The 19539-nt window shown below is 70.9% G+C and carries 18 protein-coding genes; 6 read left to right on the forward strand and 12 right to left on the reverse strand.

The window, feature by feature from the left end; genetic code table 11:
* The first annotated feature begins 221 nt into the window (after nt 1-221).
* Nucleotides 222-452 carry a winged helix-turn-helix domain-containing protein gene (locus tag OIE53_RS01445; RefSeq protein WP_327024732.1) on the forward strand — a complete coding sequence of 77 codons (231 nt, stop codon included), beginning with the start codon at nt 222-224 and terminating at the stop codon, nt 450-452.
* A gap of 387 nt (nt 453-839) precedes the next feature.
* Here OIE53_RS01445 and OIE53_RS01450 read toward each other — a convergent pair whose 3' ends face one another.
* Nucleotides 840-1256: a type II toxin-antitoxin system VapC family toxin gene (locus OIE53_RS01450; RefSeq protein ID WP_327024733.1), complete on the reverse strand. Its 417-nt coding sequence runs from the start codon at nt 1254-1256 to the stop codon at nt 840-842.
* A complete protein-coding gene (locus tag OIE53_RS01455) occupies nt 1246-1515 on the reverse strand; it encodes a type II toxin-antitoxin system Phd/YefM family antitoxin (RefSeq protein ID WP_327024734.1) in 270 nt (89 codons plus the stop codon). Before OIE53_RS01455 ends, OIE53_RS01450 begins: the two co-directional genes overlap by 11 nt.
* Nucleotides 1516-1774: 259 nt before the next feature.
* Here OIE53_RS01455 and OIE53_RS01460 point away from each other — a divergent pair, with 259 nt between their 5' ends.
* Nucleotides 1775-2413, forward strand: a complete 639-nt coding sequence (locus OIE53_RS01460) for a DUF305 domain-containing protein (protein ID WP_327024735.1) — start codon at nt 1775-1777, stop codon at nt 2411-2413.
* Nucleotides 2414-2597: 184 nt separating this feature from the next.
* On the opposite strand, the gene OIE53_RS01465 is transcribed toward OIE53_RS01460, so the two are convergent.
* The 4 genes from OIE53_RS01465 to lpdA all read right to left on the reverse strand — a co-directional run bounded on the left by OIE53_RS01465 (nt 2598) and on the right by lpdA (nt 9587).
* Nucleotides 2598-4367, reverse strand: a complete 1770-nt coding sequence (locus tag OIE53_RS01465; protein WP_327024736.1) for an LVIVD repeat-containing protein — start codon at nt 4365-4367, stop codon at nt 2598-2600.
* A 319-nt stretch (nt 4368-4686) separates the two neighbouring features.
* Nucleotides 4687-6015: a low temperature requirement protein A gene (locus tag OIE53_RS01470; protein WP_327024737.1), complete on the reverse strand. Its 1329-nt coding sequence runs from the start codon at nt 6013-6015 to the stop codon at nt 4687-4689.
* Nucleotides 6016-6301: 286 nt separating this feature from the next.
* Complete coding sequence (sucB, locus tag OIE53_RS01475) at nt 6302-8122, reverse strand: 2-oxoglutarate dehydrogenase, E2 component, dihydrolipoamide succinyltransferase (protein WP_327024738.1); 1821 nt, start codon at nt 8120-8122, stop codon at nt 6302-6304.
* A 73-nt stretch (nt 8123-8195) separates the two neighbouring features.
* A complete protein-coding gene (lpdA, locus tag OIE53_RS01480) occupies nt 8196-9587 on the reverse strand; it encodes a dihydrolipoyl dehydrogenase (RefSeq protein ID WP_327024739.1) in 1392 nt (463 codons plus the stop codon).
* A 181-nt stretch (nt 9588-9768) separates the two neighbouring features.
* Between lpdA and OIE53_RS01485 the strand changes: the two genes are divergently transcribed.
* A complete protein-coding gene (locus OIE53_RS01485; RefSeq protein WP_327024740.1) occupies nt 9769-10098 on the forward strand; it encodes a hypothetical protein in 330 nt (109 codons plus the stop codon).
* A 62-nt stretch (nt 10099-10160) separates the two neighbouring features.
* Here OIE53_RS01485 and OIE53_RS01490 read toward each other — a convergent pair whose 3' ends face one another.
* Nucleotides 10161-11729 carry a leucyl aminopeptidase gene (locus OIE53_RS01490; RefSeq protein WP_327024741.1) on the reverse strand — a complete coding sequence of 523 codons (1569 nt, stop codon included), beginning with the start codon at nt 11727-11729 and terminating at the stop codon, nt 10161-10163.
* A gap of 162 nt (nt 11730-11891) precedes the next feature.
* Between OIE53_RS01490 and gcvT the strand changes: the two genes are divergently transcribed.
* On the forward strand, nt 11892-13016 hold the full coding sequence (gcvT, locus tag OIE53_RS01495; RefSeq protein ID WP_327024742.1) for a glycine cleavage system aminomethyltransferase GcvT: 1125 nt from the start codon (nt 11892-11894) through the stop codon (nt 13014-13016).
* A 5-nt stretch (nt 13017-13021) separates the two neighbouring features.
* On the opposite strand, the gene OIE53_RS01500 is transcribed toward gcvT, so the two are convergent.
* The 4 genes from OIE53_RS01500 to OIE53_RS01515 form a co-directional block, all read right to left on the reverse strand.
* Nucleotides 13022-14311 (reverse strand): DUF2314 domain-containing protein, encoded by a 1290-nt coding sequence (locus OIE53_RS01500; RefSeq protein ID WP_327024743.1) that lies wholly within the window; start codon nt 14309-14311, stop codon nt 13022-13024.
* 66 nt (nt 14312-14377) lie between these two features.
* A complete protein-coding gene (locus tag OIE53_RS01505; RefSeq protein ID WP_327024744.1) occupies nt 14378-15154 on the reverse strand; it encodes an adenosylcobinamide-GDP ribazoletransferase in 777 nt (258 codons plus the stop codon).
* Complete coding sequence (gene cobU / locus OIE53_RS01510; RefSeq protein ID WP_327024745.1) at nt 15144-17030, reverse strand: bifunctional adenosylcobinamide kinase/adenosylcobinamide-phosphate guanylyltransferase; 1887 nt, start codon at nt 17028-17030, stop codon at nt 15144-15146. Before cobU ends, OIE53_RS01505 begins: the two co-directional genes overlap by 11 nt.
* A 65-nt stretch (nt 17031-17095) precedes the next feature.
* Entirely contained in the window at nt 17096-17302 is a 207-nt protein-coding gene (locus OIE53_RS01515; RefSeq protein ID WP_327024746.1) for a hypothetical protein, read from the reverse strand.
* 189 nt (nt 17303-17491) lie between these two features.
* Between OIE53_RS01515 and OIE53_RS01520 the strand changes: the two genes are divergently transcribed.
* Together OIE53_RS01520 and OIE53_RS01525 are read left to right on the forward strand one after the other, a co-directional pair.
* A complete protein-coding gene (locus OIE53_RS01520; protein ID WP_327024747.1) occupies nt 17492-17692 on the forward strand; it encodes a hypothetical protein in 201 nt (66 codons plus the stop codon).
* Nucleotides 17692-18480 carry a site-2 protease family protein gene (locus OIE53_RS01525; RefSeq protein WP_327024748.1) on the forward strand — a complete coding sequence of 263 codons (789 nt, stop codon included), beginning with the start codon at nt 17692-17694 and terminating at the stop codon, nt 18478-18480. The genes OIE53_RS01520 and OIE53_RS01525 overlap by 1 nt, the downstream gene beginning before the upstream one ends.
* A gap of 46 nt (nt 18481-18526) precedes the next feature.
* On the opposite strand, the gene OIE53_RS01530 is transcribed toward OIE53_RS01525, so the two are convergent.
* Nucleotides 18527-19525, reverse strand: a complete 999-nt coding sequence (locus OIE53_RS01530) for an aldo/keto reductase family protein (RefSeq protein ID WP_327024749.1) — start codon at nt 19523-19525, stop codon at nt 18527-18529.
* Between the last annotated feature and the right edge of the window lie 14 nt (nt 19526-19539).

The following is a 19539-nucleotide window of genomic DNA, read 5'->3' on the forward strand; positions in this document are numbered from 1 at the left end:
GAAGCCCGTCTGTCGGGTGACGGGCATGGGCGGTCACCCGGCCGACCCTCGGGGGAAGCGGTCGGCCGGGCGGTCCTGCAGGAAGACCAGCTCCGGTTTGCAGACCTGGGAACCAGTCATTGGGAGCTTTACACGACTTGTTGTGTAAGGTCGGACTACTCCTTGCTTGTCCTACAAAGTTGTTCGTGGTCGAATGGCGGTGCAGACCTGGGAGTGTGTGTATGCCCGCCAAAGCGAAGTGGGCGCAGTTGGCCGATGGGATTCGGGCGCAGATCGAATCCGGCGAGCTCGCGCCGGGAGCGAAGCTGCCGTCGACCGCGCAGCTCAAACAGGAGCACAATGTCTCCGCGACCGTCGTGCGCCAGGCGATTCTCGTGCTGCAGATGCAAGGCTTGGTGGAAGGTGTGCACGGCGTCGGCGTCTTCGTGACCGAGCGTCCCCCGGCGGACTGACAGGATCGAGCTTCGCCTGGCGGACTGACGGGATCGAAGAGTCGAGGGCGAAGCTCCACGGCGCCACCAAGCTGCCTGCACCTTGAACAGTGCTGGCGGCCAGATCTGCCTTCAGCTTTCTCCCGTGTCCGGGACATGTTCCGGTCGGCGCAGCCATGATCGCGCTCGATCTGGGATCGAGTGGCCACGCAGCGACGCCGACGCCACTCGATCCAGGATCGAGCGCGATCACGCGCGTGCGATAGGTCCAGACTGGCCGTATCGCGGGGCCCTCAGCCGGTGCGAAGTGACGACGAGTTCGCCTCGGACTACCGCAAGGGCCTGCGCCACGGCTCCCGTGGATGGTGCTCTCCGCGGGCGCTGCTCGGCCGGCGGCCGTGGGTGTGGTCAGGGGCGGCGTACCGGCTGGACGCGGACCAGGTCCTCCAGTCCGGCGAAGTCGTTCGGATTGGTCGTGTAGAGCGGTAGACCGTTGGCTTGGGCCACCGAGGCGATCATCAGGTCGGCGAGCCGGCGGCGAGTGGTGCGGCCGGTGGCCAGGACCGCGCTGGTGAGCATGCCGAAGGCTCGCGCTGCCTCGGCGTCGAACGGTAGTGGATCAAAGGTGGCCTCGACGTGTTGCAGCACGCTGGTTCGCCGGGCCCGTTCGGCCTGGTCGTCGGCGTGGTGTGGGCCGGCGGACAGCTCCGCGAGCGTCACGGCGCTGATCACCATCTCTTCGGGCAGTTCGTCGGGGTCGAGGGCAGCGAGATGGATGACGATGTTGGTGTCGATCAGGCCCCGGACGGGAGAGTCACCACTCACGACTGAACGGATCCTGGTCAGCCGTCGCGTCGATGTCCCGACGGAACTTCTCGACGTCGAGCACAGGAGCGGTGGCGAAGGCGGCCATCACCTCGGCGCGCGGTACGAAAGTGCGCCGCCGGAGCGGGATCAGCTTCCCGATCGGGGTGCCGTTACGCGTGATGATGAAGGATTCACCCCGTTCCACGCCGCGCATGATCGTGCCCGAGTCGTTGCGCAGCTCTCGCTGTGTGATCTCCCGATGAGCGTGCTCAGCCACGGACAGATTCTAACCCGACGTGCTACAAGGTGCTACAGATTGGTCGCGGGTCGAGATGACGGCGCTCAAGCCACGAGACCACCGCCTCCGTTACCCGACCAGCCAGCCGTCCGCTGACCCGTGGTTGACCCACCGAAAGCCGCCCGGTCCCTGGTGACCTCCTGCGGCATGAGGCACTATGGCCTTCATATCTGTGCAGCTCAACCTGAGATTGGGTACGTGAGTCATGGCGCTGTCTCGTCGCATGATCATTTCGGCCGTGGCCCTCACGGCCGTGGTCGGTTCGGGGGTGGCGTACGCCGCCTGGCCGGACAGCGAACCACCGCCGTACCAGCCGCCGAGCTCTCATGTGGTCCAGCCGGGTGCCCCGGGCCAGGTGGGTAAGACCCTCTCCGAGGAAGAGGTGGCGAAGATTTCGCCACCCAAGTTCACCGCCGCGGACACGATGTTCATCCAGGGCATGATCCCGCACCACCAGCAGGCCCTGACGATGACGGCCCTGGTGAACGACCGTACGAAGAACCCGGACATCAGGCTGCTGGCCAAGCGGATCGACGTCTCCCAGCGGGACGAGATCGCGCTGATGAACCAGTGGCTGGAGGAGCGCAACGTGCCGACCAGCGGGCCGAACGCCGGTCACTCCGGGCACGAGCTGATGCCGGGCATGCTCACCCCCGAGCAGTTCGACGAGCTCAAGCAGGCTCGGGACGCGGAGTTCGACAAGCTGTTCCTCACCCTGATGATCCGTCACCACGAGGGGGCGGTGTCGATGGTGGAGGAGCTGTACGCCTCCGGCGGCGGGCTGGAACCGGCCGCCGACCAGTTCGCCCGGGAGTTCGAGGCCGACCAGAGCATCGAGATCACCCGGATGCAGAAGATGCTGGCCGCGATGCGCTGACATCCTCGCCGTGGTCCTGCTGTCCGAGCAGGACCACGGCGTACCCGTCAGGTCGTTTCCGGCCAGGACCACGGCGTACCGTCGGCTCGGTTTCGGCCGGGGCCACGGCGAGGTGACGCAAAGGCGAGGGGCACCTCGGCTCGAATGGTTTCGAGCCGAGGTGCCCCTCTACTTCAGGAACAGATCAGAGCGAGTTACGGAGGTCCTGGAGGGACTTCTTCAGCTCCTTGTTCTCCGGCCCCCAGACGGCGGCGGAGGCCGCGAGGAGCTGGATCTTCGCCACGAGGCGCAGGTCCTTGGAAGCGGACTTCTCAGCCTGCTGCATGAGCTGGTCCACCACGTGGGCCTGCGTGCGGCTCAGGCTCTTGGCCCGGACCGCCTGGTCGAAGTACGCCCGGGAGACCGCGAAGCTCGGCTTCCACTTGATCTTCGGCTGGTGCTGGGCGTTGAACTCGGGCAGCTTGACCTGCGTAGCCGCCTTGATCTCGGCCGCAGACAGGTGCTCGCTGGGCTTCAGCGCGAACGTGTCAAGGCCGCGAGCCATCTCGTTGCCGAACAGGTTGCCGTTGTACCAGTACACCGACCAGTAGCCGCCGCTGACGATCCGGTCCGGGTTGATCGGGCCGCGGTCGAAGAAGGCGATCTCCTGCGGGTTGGCGGAGTCGGTGAAGTCGAACACCGAGAGACCGCCCTGGTACCAGGCCTGGACCATGATGTCACGGCCGGGGACCGGGATCAGCGAACCGTTGTGCGCGACGCAGTTCTCGGCCAGGGTCTGCGGAACCGGCAGCTTGTAGTAGCTGCGGAACTCCATCTTGCGCTTGACGATGTCGAAGATGGCGTTGGCGCCCCACTCCGGCTGGTCGGTGTCGCGGCAGCGAGCACCGCTACCGCCGCCCCACTCGTCGGTGAAGATGACCTTGGTGCCGTCGTTGTTGAACGTCGCCGAGTGCCAGTACGCGAAGTTCGGGTCGGAGACCTCGTCGATCCGGACCGGGTTCGCCGGGTCCGAGATGTCCACCAGGATGCCGTTGCCCTGGCACGCACCAGCGGCCAGCCCGATCGCCGGGTAGGCGGTGATGTCGTGGCAGGTGTTGGTGTTCGGCGACGGCGACCAGTTGCCACCGGACGGGTGACGCGGCGTGGTCGGGCCGTTCTGCAGGCCGTCGATCCGGCCGGTCGCCGGGTCGGTGAACAGGCGAGCCTCGTTCACCACGGCGGCCTGCTGGGGAGCGGCCAGCGGAACCTTGATGACCTCGATGCGCCAGCGCGACGGGTTGTCACCGTCGGCCGGGTTGTTGTTGCAGCCCTCCATGGTGGTGGCCGGCCGCACCCCGGCGGTACCGGAGTTGTAGATGTAGACGTGCTTCTTGTCCTTCGGGTCCGTCACCACCGTGTGGGTGTGCGAGCCGCGGCAGAGCTGCACCGCGGCGACCTGCACCGGGTTGCGCACGTCGCTGATGTCGAAGATGCGGACGCCCTGGAACCGGGTGCCGACGCTGCTGTTGGTGCCACAGTCGACGCGCCCGCGGGTCTCCTCGACCGACATGAAGACCAGGTTGCCGAAGACCGAGGGGTCACCCTGGCCACCCGGGCAGACCACGCTGGTGACCAGCGTCGGGTCGGCCGGCTTCGAGACATCCATGATGTTGAAGCCGTTGTAGTTGCCCAGGACGGCGTACTTGCCGCCGAAACCGAGGTCCGAGGCGATGAAGGAGCCGGCGCCCGGGTTGTTGGGGTCGACGAAGCCCGCCGGCTTGGGACGGTTGGCCAGGTGCTCCAGGTTGCTGATCGCCGTTTCGGCGTCGAGCCAGCCGGCCCCGAGCCCGACTCGCGGATCGGGCTCCGCAGCCGACGCGGTGCCCGGCAGGGCACCGGCCAGGAGCAGCCCGGCGGCGATCACGCCGAGGACTTGCCGACCCCGGCGGGGCCGAGAGGGGGATCGAAGTGTCATTGCCTGCCTTTCGGTGGAACGACCGACGCGGGGGGTTCCATAAGGAAGGACGCGTCGTGTGCGTAGGACCGTACCGATCACGGGTCCCGCGCCGTCTCCGCCGAACGGGTGAAGAAAACGCCAGGTGGGAGCGCAAGCAGGTGGTTTCCGTCAGGTACCGGAAACAGCCCGGGGAATCCTCGTGGATCATCCGCCATTCGTCGAATGCTCACCGGGGCGCAAGTCGGTGTCTTCCGGACGGCTACCGGGTCGCGGCTCGATGTCTCTCCGGCGGCATTCTGATGTCTTTCGGACAGTCGGGTGTGGAGGGCGGCAGGGTTCAGAGTGTCGTGTCGGGCGGGTTCTCGTGCCAGCGGGCCCGGTAGGCGGCCTCATGGGCCTCGTGCGCGGTCCGCTCCTCGTAGACCACCGCGCGAAGCGCCTGCCGGCCCTCCGTCATCAGCACCACCTCGGCGATGACCAGGCCGAGGCAGATCGCGGTGAGCAGACCCATGGTGACCAGCCCGGGCAGCCTCATGGCCAGCGGAATGCTGGCCGCCAACACCGCCAAGGTGCCGAGCCGCAGCCAGGACAGCGTGCGCAGGGTACGCAGCTGGAACAGCATGTTGCCGGCCAGATAGCAGATCACCCCGCCGTACAGCAGGGGCACGTCCGGGCCGTGCGCCGGCTCGCTGAAGGGCACCCCCGGCTCGGCGATGTCGTGCACGATGCCCTCGGCGCCGAGGGCGAACAGGATGATCCCGGCGATCATCGGCAGGTACAGATACGCGTACGCGTCGCGGGCCATCAGCACCCGGGGCCGGCCCCGGGTGGCGTGCAGGGCGATCCGGGCGGCCGGGCCGATCACGTCGTAGTGCAGCCACCACAGGGCGGCGGTGAAGACGATCCCCAGGATGGCCGCCGTGATCCCCGGCCAGGTGGGCGGCTGGCCGATCAGGTTGCTGCCCAGGCCGATGGAGATCACCGACTCGCCCAGGGCGATGATCAGGATCAGGTCGTACCGTTCGGTCCAGTGCTCCGCGGAGGTGACCTCCCAGCCCCAACTGCTGGCTAGCAGGCCGGTGCCGTACTGGAGCAGGATGACGGTGACCCACAGCCCGTCCCGGATCACCTCGGCCAGGCCCGAGTCGGCGAGCTGGCCGGGCAGCAGCGCCGCCACGAGCAGCAGAACGGTGCTCAGGCCCAGTTCCGGGGCGTACCGGATCAGCTGCCGACGTTCCGCCGGGTTGTCCCGGAGGATGTGCACGAACAGGGCCAGGTGCACGGCGCGGATGACCACGTAACTGACCGCCACGACGACCGGCCCGGCCTGGGTGCCGTGCGAGTTCTGGAAGGCCTGCGGCAGGGCCAGGGCGAACGAGAACAGCGCGGCCATGCCGGCCACCATCAGCACCGGCACGAAGCCTTCGCCGATCCGTACCCGGGTGGCCACCACGGTGTGTACCACCCAGCACCACCAGAGCACCGCCAGCACGAGCAGGGCGTGGAACAGGCTGCGCCCGGTGAGCTCGGTAGCCGTGGTCCGGGCGATGTTGAAGAACGAGAAGACGAACACCAGATCGAAGAAGATCTCGAACTTGTCGACCCGGGCCCCCGGCGCAATCCCGACGGCCGGCCCCAGCCGACCCCGCCGCCCCCTGTCGCTCACCGCCCGAGTTTCCCAAGCTCACCCCACCACCCGCGCCAAAATCCACCCCCACCCCTGCCCCGCACACCCCCGTCCCCGAGCCCGTCGCCGATCTTCTCGTCGATCTTGCACTTTTGGTCGCCGCATAAGGGGTGCATGCCGACAATTCGGCGACCGAAACTGCAAGATCGACGGGGCGGGCTGGTCCGGGCTGGTCCGGGCGAGGCGGGAGGGGGAGGGTGGGGGAGGGAGGGGGACGGACGTGGAAGGGCGCCCCCGGTGAACCGGGGGCGCCCTTCGTGGTGGGTCAGAGGCCCAGTTCGGCCTCGAAGTTGCCGGCCTCGAGCCGCTCCTTGACCGCGGTCAGGAAGCGGGCCGCGTCGGCGCCGTCGATGATGCGGTGGTCGTACGACATGGCCAGGTAGACCATCGAGCGGACCGCGATGACCTCGCCCAGTTCGGGGTCGTTGACCACGACCGGGCGCTTGACCACGGCACCCGTGCCGAGCATCGCCGACTGCGGCGACGGCACGATCGGGGTGTCGAACAGCGCGCCCCGGCTGCCGGTGTTGGTCAGCGTGAAGGTCGCACCGGCGATCTCGTCCGGGCTGATCTTGTTGGTCCGGGTGCGCTCGGCCAGGTCGGCTACGCGCTTGGCGATGCCGCCCAGGTTCAGGTCACCGGCGTTGTGGATGACCGGCACCAGCAGGCCCCGCTCGGTGTCCACCGCGATGCCGAGGTTCTCGGCCTCCGGGTAGGTGATCGTGCCGGCCTCCAGGTCCATCTGGGCCTGCACGATCGGGTACGTCTGGAGGGCCTCGATGGCCGCCAGGGCGAAGAACGGCAGGAAGGACAGCTTGACCCCGTGCCGCTGGAGGAAGGAGTCCTTGGCCCGGGCCCGCAGCTTGGCGACCTTGGTGACGTCCACCTCGACGACCGTGGTCAGCTGCGCGGTCTCCTGAAGCGACTGGTGCATCCGCTTGGCGATGGCGGCCCGGATCCGGGGCAGCTTCTCGGTGGTGCCCCGCTTGGCGCTCGGCTGCGGCTTGGCGGCTGGCTTGGCCTGAGCGGCCGGGGCCGGGGCCTGCTGGGCTGCGGCCGGAGCAGGTGCGGCCTTGGCGGCACGGGCCTTCTCCGCCGCGTCCAGCACGTCCTGCTTGCGGATCCGGCCACCGACACCGGTGCCGTTGACCGTGGCCAGGTCGACCCCGTGCTCACTGGCCAGCTTGCGCACCAGCGGAGTCACATAGCCGGCCGCCTCGCCGTTGGCGCTGGGCGCCGGGGTGGGCTGGGCGGTCGGGGCCGGGGGAGTGGCGGCCTGCTCGGCCTTGGCCGGCTCCGCCGAGGTCTCGGCCTCCGCGGCCGGCTCGTTGTAGGAGACACCGGGCGTCGGCTCGGAGACCCGGGACTCCGGCTCGGCCTTCGGCTCCGGCTTGGCTTCCGCCTGCGGCTTCGGCTCGGGCTTGGCCTCGGCCGGGGCGGCACCGGCGGCGCCGACCACGGCCAGGGTGGCGCCGACCTCGGCGGTCTCGTCCTCGGCGACCTTGATCTCCAGGACGGTACCGGCCACCGGCGAGGGGATCTCCGTGTCGACCTTGTCGGTGGAGACCTCCAGCAGCGGCTCGTCCACCTCGACGGTCTCGCCGACCTGCTTGAGCCAGCGGGTGACCGTACCCTCGGTGACGCTCTCGCCCAGCGCGGGCATCTGCACCGGGGTGCCCTCGCCCGACCCGGCGGCGGCCGGGGCCGGCTGCTCGGCCGGCTCCTCGACGGCCGACTGCTCCGCCTCGGCCTGCGGCTGCGCGGCAGCCTCGGCGGCCTGCTCGGCGGGCGGTGACTCCTGGTGCTCGGCGGGGGCCTGCCGCTCGGAGGGGCCACCGGCCGACTCGCCCTCGCCGGAGATCACCGCGAGTTCGCTGCCGACCTCCGCCGTCTCGTCCTCGCCCACCACGATGCGGGTCAGCACGCCGGCGGCCGGGGACGGGATCTCGGTGTCGACCTTGTCCGTGGACACCTCGAGCAGCGGCTCGTCGACCTCGACGGTGTCACCCTCCTGCTTGAGCCAGCGCGTGACGGTGCCCTCGGTGACGCTCTCGCCGAGCCGGGGCATGGTGACCGATACCGGCATGTTCTCCAGACTCCTTCATTTCCCTGGTGGGGGGATCATCGCCCGTCGCCGGACGCCGCGGATTACCTCGTGGTCAGGCGTGTGCGTGCAGCGGCTTGCCGGCGAGGGCCAGGTGCGCCTCGCCCAGAGCCTCATTCTGCGTCGGGTGGGCGTGCACCAGCTGCGCGACCTCACCCGGGTACGCCTCCCAGTTGTAGATCAGCTGCGCCTCGCCGACCAGCTCGCCGACCCGGGCGCCGACCATGTGCACGCCGACCACGGGACCGTCGGCGACCCGGACCAGCTTGACGAAGCCGGTCGTCTTGAGGATCTGGCTCTTGCCGTTGCCGCCGAGGTTGTAGTTGTAGGTCTTGATGTTGTCGGCGCCGTACTGCTCCTTGGCCTTCGCCTCGGTCAGGCCGACCGAGGCCAGCTCCGGGTCGCAGTAGGTGACGCGCGGGATGCCCGCCTCGTCGATCACCGCCGGGTTCTGCCCGGCGATCTGCTCGGCGACGAAGATGCCCTGCTGGAAGCCCCGGTGAGCGAGCTGGAGGCCGGGCACGATGTCGCCGACGGCGTAGACGTTCGGCACGCTGGTGCGCAGCCGCTCGTCGGTCAGCACGTAGCCGCGGTCCATCTTGACGCCCTGCTCCTCGTACCCGAGGTTGGCGGTGTTCGGGCCCCGGCCGACGGCGACCAGCAGCAGCTCGGCCTCGACGGTGTCGCCGCCGGCGATGGTCACCTTGACGCCGTTGTCGGTCTTCTCGACCTTCTCGAACGGCTTGCCGACCTTGAAGTTGATCTTCCGCTTGCGGAAGGCCCGCTCCAGGGCCTTCGAGGACTCCTCGTCCTCGGCGGCGACCAGGCGGGGCAGCGCCTCGATGATGGTGACGTCCACCCCGAAGGACTTCCACACGCTGGCGAACTCCACGCCGATCACGCCGCCGCCCAGCACGATCGCGGAGCTGGGTACCCGGTCCAGGACCAGGGCGTGGTCACTGGTGATCACGCGCTCGCCGTCGACCTCCAGGCCCGGCAGGCTCTTGGCGTACGACCCGGAGGCCAGCACGATGTTGCGGCCGGTGTACCGCTTGCCGTCGACCTCGACCGCGTTCGGCGCGACCAGCTTGCCGGCGCCCGCGATGAAGGTGATGGCCTTGTTGCCGGTGACCAGACCCTGCAGGCCCTTGTAGAGCCGGGAGATCACCCCGTCCTTGTACGAGTTGACCGCCGCCATGTCGATGCCCACCAGCTCGGCCTTCACACCGAACTGCTCGGACTCGCGGGTCTGGTCGGCGATCTCGGCGGCGTGCAGCAGCGCCTTGGTGGGGATGCAGCCGTTGTGCAGGCAGGTGCCGCCGAGCTTGCCCTTCTCCACCAGGGCCACCGACAGGCCCAGTTGGGCGGCGCGCAGCGCGGTCGCGTAGCCGCCGCTACCACCTCCGAGGATGACGATGTCGAAGGTTGCGTCGTTCGGCTCGCTCACGTTCAACTCCCAGGTCGCTTCGCTGCATCGGGGGTCACGGCGGGGTAACAGGGATACACCCCACCTCGGCCATCTTGTCACCACCGGGTCGAGAGCGCGTACCGAGGTGCCCAATGACACGTTGGTGCCACGTACCCTTGGCACTGCCTTCGATGACGCGGACAGGTGGGGAGACGGCTCAGTGGGACTGTTCCGGCGACGCAAGCGGGCACGAGCGGCCGAACCCGACCGTACGGCCAATCGCGCCGATCTGGAGCATCTTGAGAACTTTGTCCGGACCCGCAAAGGGGTCGAGGCGTACATCGAGCCGCGTACCACGGTTACCGAGACCACTGTCATCCTGATCGCCGACGACGGCGAGTGGACCCGGCGGCGGATCAACGGGCCGGACGGGGCGCGGCGCTTCGCCTACCGGCTGAGCATCCCCGTCTACGACGTGGCGCTGATGGGCTACCCGCAGCGCATGCGGGACTACAACGAGCGCCGCAAGCGCCGCCCGGAGCTGTACTGACCGACATGTGACAGGGCCCCCTGCCCGGCGCGATGCGTCGAGCAGGGGGCCCTTCTCGCAGCTCAGCCGTTGGCGGCGATGTCCTCGATCAGGTGCAGCAGGGTGCGCACCGGTACCCCGGTGCCGCCCTTGGTCCAGTAGCCGGTGGCCTCGCCGGAGTGGTAGGCCGGGCCGGCGATGTCAATGTGCGCCCACGCCACCTCGTCGGTGACGAACTCGCTGAGGAACACCCCGCCCTGCAACATGTGCCCGGCCCGCTCCATGCCCGCGTTGACCTGCGAGATGTCGGCTACATCGGAGTTCATGCCCTTGCGTACGTCCTCCGGCAGCGGCATCGGCCAGGCCGGCTCGCCGACGGTGTCGCCGGCGGTACGGACCCGCTCGCACAGCTCCGGGGTACCCATCACACCGGAGATCCGCTTGCCCAGCGAGACCACCTGCCCACCGGTCAGGGTCGAGGTCTCGAAGAGGTAGTCGGTGCCGTCCGCGCAGGCGCGGGCCATCGCGTCGCCGAGGATCATCCGGCCCTCGGCGTCGGTGTTGAGCACCTCCACCTTCTTGCCGTTGAACATGGTGATCACATCACCCGGCCGGTACGAGGTGCCCGAGGGCATGTTCTCCGCCATCGGCACGTACGCGGTCACCGCCACCGGCGGCTTCAGGTCGGCCACCGCCAGCATGGTCGCGGCCACCGCCGCCGCCCCGGCCATGTCGGACTTCATCTCCCACATGCCCTGAGCCGGCTTGATCGAGATGCCGCCGGTGTCGAAGGTGATGCCCTTGCCGACCAGCGCCACCCGCTTGCCGGTGCCACCCCCGGCGGGGGTGTAGGTCAGCTTCACCAGCCGAGGCGGAGCCTCCGAGCCCTGCCCGACCGCGATGATGCCGCCGTATCCCCCCTCGCGCAGCGCTACCTCGTCGAGCACCTCCACCCCCAGCCCGGCAGCCCGGGCGGCCTCGGCGACGGCCTCGGCGAAGACCGGCGGACGCTGATCGTTCGGGGCGGTGTTGACCCAGTCCCGGGTGACCCGCACCGCGTTGGTCACCGCCACGGACCGGTCCACCTCGGCCCGGGCACCGGCGTCCGCGGCGTCCGGCACGGCGATCAGCACCTCGGCCACCGGCTCCCGCCGGGCCGGCTGCGGCCGGGTCTTGTAGCCGGCGAACCGGTACCCACCCAGCAGCGCCCCCTCGGCGACGGCACGCACCGCGGCACACGCGTCGGCGTCGTCGGGCAGCGGCAGGGCCAGCGCCACCTTCGTCGCACCGGCCAGGGCCCGTACCGCCGCCCCCGCGGCCCGGCGCAAGGTCTCCGGGGCCGGCGCCGCACCGCTGGGCTCCGGGCCGAGGCCGACCGCGGCGATCACCGGGGCGGTGATGGTGCCCAGGGTCGCCAGCTTGATCACCTCACCCGGGCCGCCGGTCGTGCCGAGCAGCGCCAGGGTCTCGGTCAACTTGCCGTCGAAGGCGGCGGCGATGCTCTCCGCGCCGCTGGCGAGCAGCAGCCTGCCGGCGGGACCGGTGGTGGCGTCCTCGCCGGTCGTACTGTGCACACCGATCACGATCGCGTCGACGGCGAGTTCGGCTGGGTCGGTGTCGACCAGGCTCAGGGTGGTGCTGGACGATGTCACGGAAGCTGCTCCCGGGCAGGCCGGGCCGGTCGCATCGTGGCGTACCGGCGATGGAGTTGGCGGCGGATGGTCACCCGCCGGGCGTTCATGCTGCCCGCCGGATCATCCCCGGGGGTCCCGCCGATGCTAACCAGACCGGTGGTTCCCGGTAAGTTGCGACCCATGACCGACGTGACCACCGACGCCGTCGAGACCCGGCTGCGTCGTACCCCGCTGGCCGAGCGGCACACCGCCCTGGGCGCCAAGTTCGCCCCCTTCGGTGGCTGGGAGATGCCCCTGGAGTACGCCGGCGGCGGGGTGCTGCGGGAACACACCGCGGTACGGACCGAGGTCGGCGTGTTCGACGTGTCGCACCTGGGCAAGGTGCGGGTGACCGGCCCGGGGGCGGTGGAGTTCGTCAACTCCTGCCTCAGCAACGACCTGAACCGGATCGAGGCGGGCCGGGCGCAGTACACCCTCTGCTGCGACGAGGCCACCGGCGGGGTGGTGGACGACATCATCGCCTACCGGTACGCCGACGACCACGTCTTCCTGATCCCGAACGCCGCGAACACCGCCGAGGTGGTGCGCCGGCTGCGCGCCGCCGCCCCGCCGCAGATCACGATCGCCGACGAGCACGAGGCGTACGCCATCCTGGCGGTCCAGGGACCCCGCTCGGCGGAGCTGCTGGAGGCCCTGGGCCTGCCCACCGGGCACGAGTACATGAGCTTCTCCCCGGCGACCCTGGACGGCGTAGAGCTGACGGTGTGCCGGACCGGCTACACCGGCGAGCGCGGCTACGAGCTGGTCATCCCGGCCGCCGACGCGGTAGCGGTCTGGGACGCCCTGTTCGCCGCCGAGCCGGCACCCCAGGCCTGCGGGCTGGCCGCCCGGGACACCCTGCGTACCGAGATGGGGTACCCCCTGCACGGGCAGGACCTGTCCTTGGAGATCACCCCGGTGCAGGCCCGCACCGGCTGGGCGGTGGGCTGGGACAAGCCGGCCTTCTGGGGCCGCGAGGCCCTGCTAGCGGAGAAGGCCGCCGGTCCCGGGCGTACGCTGCGCGGCCTGACCATCGCAGGTCGGGGCATTCCCCGCCCCGGCATGGCCGTCTTCCACGGCGACACCCAGGTAGGCGCGGTCACCAGCGGCACCTTCAGCCCCACGAACAAGCAGGGCATCGCCCTGGCCCTGATCGACACCGCCCCGGCCCTGCCCGACGGCGCCGAACTCCAGGTGGACATCCGAGGCCGCCGCACCCCCGCCCACCTGACCCGCCCCCCCTTCACCCACCCCTCCGTCAAATAACCCCGTCAGGGGGTGGGTTTTTCGCCGGCGTCCAGGACGGCCTGGGTCCAGCCGCCTTCGATGACGCCGGTGGAGTCGAGCAGGGCCCAGTCGACGATGTCGGTGGCTTCGATCACCACCGGGGAACCGATGCGTACGGTGGGGTCGGTGTTGGCGTCGCTGGCGCTGGCGCCGACCACCCGCTCCGGGGTGTCCCAGGAGGTCACCCCGGCCCAGACGTACTCGGGACCGTCCTCGCCGGGCAGCCCGTACTTGACCACCAGTTGGGTCTCCGGTGGCAGCCGGCCGGCGCGGAAGCGGGCCCGGATGTCGCCCAGGCCGGCGCGGGCGGTGGCGATCGCCCGGCTCATCGCGTCCCCGGAGCGGGCGTACCGCACATCGGGCTGGATGCCGGCGAAGAGGGTGGCGCAGGCGGCGGCGAAGTAGCGCCCGTCCGGGCCGGGGTGCCCGGCCGGTGGGCGCAGGCTGAGGAACGAGTCGGCCTCCGGATCCGTGGCCGGGTCCAGTTCCAGCCGCAGCAGCACCGGCGCGGTCGCCCCGTGCTGTTCCGGATTGCCGTACGCCACCGCGATGTCATGCCCGGTCACCGTGGCCAGTACGGGTAGCTGCACGAAGGCGGGTACCTCCTCGCCGCTGAGCCCGTCGGTCCAGTCGCGCAGCAGTCGGCGGGCGGCTCCGGTCATCACCGCACCCCAGGCCCGGGTCAAATGGTCCGGTACCCCCTGGGTCTGCAACTCCAGCAGACCGAAGCGGCGCAGCCCCTTGGTGGTGAACCACAGCCCCTCGGCGTCGGAGGAGTAGGGCACCAGCACCCAGTCGACCAGGCGGACCCGGCCCCGCTCGTCCGGCAACGACCGCAGCGCCGCCACCGGGTCCAGGAACTGCAACCCGAACACGTCGACCACGTCGCCGTCGACCGCCTCGGCGATCGCCGCGGCCACCGCCCGGGCCGCCCACTCGTGGGCCGGGGGCCACCCCGGTCGGTACTCGGCCTGCACCACCACCAGATGGGTGGCCGCGGCCAGCCGATCCAGCTGGGCCTGGCTGGCGCCGAAGGCGGTGAGCAGGTCCGGCGGCAGCTCCGGAAACTCGCTGATCGGGCGTACGTCGACACTCATCAGTGGACTGTCCAGCATCTGCTTGGCCAGCCCGTGCACCGGTTCGGCCAGCCGACCGGCCAGACCCCGTACCGCCGTGCGGGCGCTCACCGCCGGCAGCCCGGTCGTCGGCACCAGGTAGGTGGCGTTCAGCGACTCGGGGACCGGTACGGGCAGGAAGTCGTCGGTGATGAGCATGAGGTTCCCCTGCCAGGCGTGCCGGTGCTGTCGTGGGGAAACGCTACCCGCCACCGGTGGTCCGGCTCAGCCGGACAGCACCAGTCCCAGGTAGACCAGCGTGGTGACGAGTTCGACCTCGGCGCCGAGCACGTCGCCGGTGATCCCGCCGAGTCGGCGTACCACATGTCGCAGCACCGCTACCGCGACGGCGAGGGCGGTGAGCACGGCCAGCGGCCCCTGCCAGGGACGGTCCGGCACCGCGGCCACCGCCAGCAGGGTGACCCCGGCGATGCCGGCGGCCAGGGCTACCGGGCCGACCGTGCCGGCCACCAGCGCGCCTAGACCTTCCGGGCGGGCGGCCGGAACCCCCCGTCGACAGGCGACCGTCACGCCCAGGCGACCGGCTGCGGTGGCGGTGACGATCGCCGCGAGCGCGGCCGGGGCCTCGCCACCGGCCAACTCGGCCAGCGCCGCCGCCTGCACCAGCAGGACGAGCACCAGCGCGACCACCCCGAAGGGGCCGACGTCCGGCTTCTTCATGATCTCCAGGGCGGCCGGTCCCCGCCGGTACGACCCCAGGGCGTCCACCGTGTCGGCCAGCCCGTCCAGGTGCAGGCCCCGGGTGAGCAGGGCGCTGACCGCCACGGCCACCCCGGCGGCGACAAGGGGTGCGGTGAGCGAGCCGAGCAGCAGCAGAACCCCGGCGACCGGCAGTCCCAGCAGGGCGCCGACGGCCGGGGCTAGGGTCATCGCCGTACCCGCCGTGCGCCGGTCGACGCTGCCGGCGCGCACGGGTGCCACCGTGAGGGTGGTCAGGGCCAGCCGGACCCCGTCGCCGAGCAGCCGCAGGTCAGCCGGCACGCGAGCCGGAGTGGTCCGCCGAGGCGGCTGAGGTGCTGGTCGGCCCGGGCCCTTCCGGCTCCGGCTCCCGGAAGTCAGGCTCCTGAGAGTCAGGCTCCTGGGAGTCAGGCTCGGGGGAGTCAAGCTCCTGGGAGTCGGGCTCGGGGGAGTCGGGCTCTACCGATTCGGTCGGGACCTCGGCGGCCGGGTCCGGGCGGGCCGGTAGCGCGGCGGCCAGCGTCAGCGCCGAGCGCAGCATCGGCAGTACGGTCAGCGCGTTCGCGCCCTCACCGAGGTCCAGCTTCAGCTCCGCCAGCGGGGTCAGGCCGAGCACGTCGGCTGCTAGCCGGATGCCGGGCTGCCCGCCGTGGTCGGCCAACAGGCACCAGTGCCGGGCCTGGCCGGCGAGATCCCGGCTGACCAGCCCGGCGGCCATGCCGACCGGCCCGTCCAGCAGCACCGGAGTGCGGCGGGCGGTGGCGCCCAGCAGGATCCCGGTGGCCACGGCGATGTCGCCACCGCCGACCTGGGCCAGCACCTCCTTGGCCTCCCGGGCGGTGCCCCGGCAGCGCTGCAGGGCGTCCCGGATCGCCGCGCACCGGGCCATCCAGGCCACATCGTCGTACTCCCCGCGGTTGATCACCCGGGCCAGCACGGCGGGCGCCTCCGCCCCGGCGGTCGCCGCCAGGACGGCAGCCGCTGCGGCCTCGGTGCCGGCGCCGCACGCCGCCAGCACCAGCAGTTGTACGCCGGCGTCGACGGCCTCCTCGGCCAGCCGCCAGCCGTAGCGCAGCGCGGACTCGACCTGCTCGGCGGTCAGGGCCGGCCCGTCTTCGATCGGTGCGGCCGTCGGGGCCTCGATCACCTGGAGCGCCGCTCCACTCTCGGCGGCCAGCCGGGCGAGCACCCCCTGACCGGAACGGGCCTGCTCGGCGCGGCGAGCCGAATCACCGGACCGGGTACCGGCCGCCGAACCGCCCTCGTGGTCACCGTGCACCAGCAGCACCCGTACGGACTCCCAGGGTTGCGGGGTCGAAGTGCCCTGGGTGGTGGCGGCGAAGGCGACCACCTGCTCCAGCACGCCGAACCCACGGCCCGGCAGGTCCAGACCGGCCAGCCGCTCCAGGGCCTGCGGCCCGGCGTCCAGGTCGGGCATGGGCAGTTCCATCCCGGGCCCGATCTCCGGTCCATCGGCCGCCACCGGCAGCGACCCTCCGGGGATGATCGCCACAGCGGGCGCTGCGGGCCGTGCCTGCGGCGTCGTCACCGCCGGGGAGGCCGGCACACTGACATCGCCGACCGGCCCGGTCTGGGCGGGCACTCCCGCACCGGCCGGGTCGGCGGCGGGCACGGTGGCGGGCGGCTTGAGCTGGCACGGCTGGCCGGCGACCACCAGCAGCACGGTGTCGCAGACCTCCGCCACGGCCCGGTTGACCAGCCCCAGCGCATCCGTGAAGGCCCGGCCCAGCGGGGTCGTCGGCACCAGACTGAGCCCGACCTCAGGGCTGACCAGCACCAGTCGCGCCGCACACTCCCGGATGGCGGCGACCAGTTCCTCGATCGTGGTGGTGTCGTCGGCCGGCTGGTGGGCGGGGTCCAGCAGGACGGTCACCCAGCCACCCAGGTCGTCGACGAGCAGGGTCTCGTCCGCCCGGGCGGTGGCGATCACGTCGGCCAGCCGACGCGGGTCGCTCGCGGTCTCCTCGGTGCTCCAGCTTGCCGGTCGGCGGTCGCGGTGCGCGGCCAGCCGGGCCGCCCACTCCGCGCCGTCGTCACCGGCTGCGGTGGCCACGTACCGCACCGTGGCCGCGTCGGCCACCAGGGATTCGGCGTACTGCGACTTGCCGGAGCGGATGCCGCCCAGCACCAGGACCCGGTTCCACCCGTCGAGGGACATGCTCGTACCTTACGACCAGCCGACCGCCTCGGTCGTCGCAGGTGCACCGCGCGGCCCCGGGCCCCTCACCGCCCGTCCGGGGGCCGGTAGTAGTAGTCGTTCGGGTTGACGTCGGCGGGTTTGGTGTCCTCCTGCCAGGCGCCCTCACCGGGCCGCGCGACCAGGGCGTCGATCAGTTCCTCCCGGTCCATGTCCCGGGCGCCCTCGATGCCGCCACGTACCGCGATGTCGCGTAGCTCCGCCGTGTCCATCTCCGGGATCGGCCTCGTCATCACCCCTCCTGTCCAGGTTCGGATGCTCAGCGACTTACCCGGCGGTGAGCAGGCGAATCGTCGGGGACCGGCATCCCCGGGTCCGGGTCCGGGGCCGCCTGCCGCCCACCGGTCGAAGGGCCGAGGCATCCACGGCCGACTACGCTGGCAAGGTCCGTCCGGGACATAGCGGTGAGGGGAGACGCGCAAATGGCGTGGAGCTGGCGGTACGAGGGCGCGAACGGCGAGACGGTCGAGGGGCCCGCCGAGTCGTTCAGCAGCCAGGCGGACGCCGAGTCCTGGATCGGTCAGACCTGGCGCGAACTCGCGGCCTCCGGGGTCACCTCGGTCACCCTTCTCGAGGACGACCGGGTGGAGTACCGGATGAGCCTGCTGCCCACGGCGCAGTGATGGCGGCCCGGGACGGCGAACCGCTGGTCCTGGGGGTGCCGCGGGCCGCCTTCCGGCCGTCCCCGATCTTCCTGGCTCTGGTCGCGCTGCTGATCGCCTGCGGGGTGTCGGCCTGGCACGGCATCGGCAACGTCCGGCTCGCCGTCTTCGGGTTCGTGGTCACCGGCTGGGTGGTCTCGCTCTGCCTGCACGAGTACGCGCACGCGGTGGTGGCGTACCGGTTCGGCGACCGGGGGGTGGCCCATCGCGGCTACCTGACCCTGAACCCGCTGAAATACAGCCACCCCCTGCTGTCGATCGCCCTGCCGGTGGTGGTGGTACTGCTCGGCGGCATCGGCCTGCCGGGGGGTGCGGTCTGGGTGGATCGGCACGTCATCGCGGGGCGGCTGCGCCACACCCTGGTCAGCCTCGCCGGCCCGGCCACCAATGTGGTGTTCGCCCTGGTGCTGGTGGCGGTGCTGCGGATCGGTGCGCCCGGGGGTGGTCCGGTGGAGTTCTGGGCGGCCGTGGCCCTGCTCGGCTTCCTTCAGCTCACCGCCAGCGTGCTCAACCTGCTGCCGGTGCCCGGTCTGGACGGCGGCAACATGATCCAGCCCTGGCTGAACCCGCAGTGGCGGCGGATGTACGACCTGTTCGCCCCGTACGGCTTCATCCTGCTCTTCGCCCTGCTGTGGAACCCGCAGATCGGCGGCTGGTTCTTCTCCGCGGTCTTCGCGATCGCCGACTTCCTCGGCCTGCCACCGTGGCTCTACGCCACCGGCCTGGACCTGGTCCGCTTCTGGAGTTGACCCGACCGGGCCGGTCGACCGGACAGGTCGACCGGCCCGGCATCGGTCAGGGCCGCTCGGCCGGCGACTCGGTACGGGCCGGGTCGCGTTCGGTGATGGGGTCGACGATCTCGTCGATCGCCTTGAGCAGGTCGGCGTCGAGCTTGACCCCGGCCGCCTTGACGTTGTCGTGCACCTGCTCCGGGCGGGTCGCGCCGACGATCGCCGAGGAGACGTTCGGGTTCTGCAACACCCAGGCGATGGCCAGCTGGGCCATGCTCAGCCCGGCCTGGTCGGCCAGCGGGCGCAGCTGCTGCACCCGGGTCAGCACGTCGTCGGTCAGCCACCTGGCGATGAAGTTCGCCCCGGACTTCTCGTCCGTGGCCCGGGAGCCGGCGGGCGGCGGCTGACCGGGCAGGTACTTGCCGGAGAGCGCCCCCTGGGCCATCGGCGACCAGACGATCTGCCCGACCCCCAGCTCCGCACTGGTGGGGACGACCTCGCTCTCGATGACCCGCCAGAGCATCGAGTACTGCGGCTGGTTGGAGACCAGCGGGATGCGCAGTTCACGGGCCAGTGCGTGGGCCTCGCGGATCTGCGAGGCCTTCCACTCGGAGACCCCGATGTAGTGGGCCTTGCCGGAGTGCACGACGTCGGCGAAAGCCTCCATCGTCTCCTCCAGCGGGGTGTGGTAGTCGTACCGGTGGGCCTGGTAGAGGTCCACATAGTCGGTGCGCAACCGCCGCAGCGAACCGTTGATCGACTCCATGATGTGCTTGCGGGACAGGCCCCGGTCGTTGCGGCCCGGACCGGTCGGCCAGTACACCTTGGTGAAGATCTCCAGACCTTCACGCCGTTGGCCCTCCAGGGCCCGACCGAGCACGTCCTCGGCCCGGGTGCCGGCGTAGACGTCCGCGGTGTCGAAGGTGGTGATGCCGGCGTCCAGGGCGGCTCGGACGCAGGCGAAGGCGGCGTCCTCCTCGACCTGTGAGCCATGGGTGATCCAGTTGCCGTACGAGATCTCACTGACCATCAGGCCGGAACGGCCCAGGTGTCGGAATTCCATTCCCTGAGCCTAAT

It is taken from the genome of Micromonospora sp. NBC_01739 (assembly GCF_035920385.1).
Lineage (GTDB): Bacteria > Actinomycetota > Actinomycetes > Mycobacteriales > Micromonosporaceae > Micromonospora.

Coding starts and splice junctions, on each gene's coding strand:
- sucB (WP_327024738.1), bottom strand. CDS start 8,122: ATGCCGGTATCGGTCACCATGCCCCGGCTCGGCGAGAGCGTCACCGAG.
- OIE53_RS01465 (WP_327024736.1), bottom strand. CDS start 4,367: ATGACACTTCGATCCCCCTCTCGGCCCCGCCGGGGTCGGCAAGTCCTC.
- OIE53_RS01515 (WP_327024746.1), bottom strand. CDS start 17,302: ATGACGAGGCCGATCCCGGAGATGGACACGGCGGAGCTACGCGACATC.
- OIE53_RS01520 (WP_327024747.1), top strand. CDS start 17,492: ATGGCGTGGAGCTGGCGGTACGAGGGCGCGAACGGCGAGACGGTCGAG.
- OIE53_RS01530 (WP_327024749.1), bottom strand. CDS start 19,525: ATGGAATTCCGACACCTGGGCCGTTCCGGCCTGATGGTCAGTGAGATC.
- OIE53_RS01500 (WP_327024743.1), bottom strand. CDS start 14,311: ATGCTCATCACCGACGACTTCCTGCCCGTACCGGTCCCCGAGTCGCTG.
- gcvT (WP_327024742.1), top strand. CDS start 11,892: ATGACCGACGTGACCACCGACGCCGTCGAGACCCGGCTGCGTCGTACC.
- cobU (WP_327024745.1), bottom strand. CDS start 17,030: ATGTCCCTCGACGGGTGGAACCGGGTCCTGGTGCTGGGCGGCATCCGC.
- OIE53_RS01445 (WP_327024732.1), top strand. CDS start 222: ATGCCCGCCAAAGCGAAGTGGGCGCAGTTGGCCGATGGGATTCGGGCG.
- OIE53_RS01525 (WP_327024748.1), top strand. CDS start 17,692: ATGGCGGCCCGGGACGGCGAACCGCTGGTCCTGGGGGTGCCGCGGGCC.